This window comes from Paraburkholderia elongata (genome assembly GCF_013177735.1).
Taxonomy (GTDB): Bacteria; Pseudomonadota; Gammaproteobacteria; order Burkholderiales; family Burkholderiaceae; genus Paraburkholderia; species Paraburkholderia elongata.
The window spans coordinates 1-1198 of sequence record NZ_WOEZ01000318.1 but is presented as its reverse complement, the minus strand read 5'-3'; the positions used below and the strand labels follow the sequence as shown (position 1 = coordinate 1198).

Annotated in this window: 1 pseudogene; it reads right to left on the bottom strand. The window is 58.8% G+C overall.

Annotated elements, in window-relative coordinates:
• Nucleotides 1–417, bottom strand: a pseudogene (locus GNZ13_RS49795) (IS6 family transposase); the annotation flags it as partial.
• Between the last annotated feature and the right edge of the window lie 781 nt (nucleotides 418–1198).

The window sequence follows — 1198 nt, the reverse complement described above, 5'->3', positions numbered from 1 at the left end:
CCTGCGGGTCGGCTGGTGGCTGTTCTCGGCACGGTTGTTCACGCGTGCAGCCGCCTTGACGAAAACGTGCTTCACATGAGCGAGCTCGGGAATGTCAGCCTTCGCCGCCGGATAGCTACGCAGCTGGTCGGTAACGATCTTGCGCGGCACCGGGTTTGAACGCAACACCCTCCTGAAGAAGCGCTTTGCCGCGGCCTTGTCGCGCCGCTTTTGCACCAGCACGTCGAGTTCGGCGCCATGCTCATCGACCGCTCGCCACAACAGATACGGCTCGCCGCGCAGCGTCACGAACATCTCGTCCAGATGCCACGTGTTGCCCGGCTTGCGCCGCGCCGCTTTGGCGCACCGGGCGAATCCGGCGCCGAACTTGTCGCACCAGCAGCGGATCGCTTCGTACGTGACCACGACACCACGCTCGATGGCTCTGTCAGGAGAGTGGCTGACGATTTCACTAAATTTCTCCAACTCATCGGTTCTTCGAACAGTCATGGCTGTTAGTGCATTCGAGCGCGAATGACGGTTTCCGGAAGTTCCGACGGGCCGTTGCGGGGCGATCCATGCCGCTCGCGTAAAACGGCGGCAGGCGATCGGATCGAAATGAGCGTTGAGCTGGGTCCGGCCAGGTCATCGGGCGCGATAACCAAGATCGTCAACAATGCTGCTGCACATAGATTCGGGTATCAACGTCTGCACGCTGGATGCGGGTCGACATCGGTGTGTGACTTGATCATCGACAACTGAGCGACGTCCGACATCCCACAGTGGTTGCTCAGGTAGTATGTCGCGATAGCCATTTGCCAATCTGTCGCCAAGGTAACCATTGAATGAATACCGCTCCCCAAGCAAGACTTGGACGGGTGGCGGCGTAGAGGTCAAATTTGGACTCGCAAGCTTCGATATGGTCTGACGGTTTCGGGTCGTCGGCAGTGGCCAGTCGTCACCAGTAGTAATCGCCAGTACAGAGATCAATAACTTCAAGGATCGAGGCCGTCGGAATGCGCGATCATTGATCGGCATTCTTGAGCGCGCGTCTCCTGCCTGCACGCGGGGGCGCAGCCATATAACGAGTACGGCATTGACGCGACCTCAATGGCACTCAGCGGACCGCGTGGCGAGACGGGCCGCTCACGCAAACGAGACGTAGAATGAAATCAGTACTCGCGATTGCCTTCATCGTTTTTTTTAGCGTGGCTGCGAT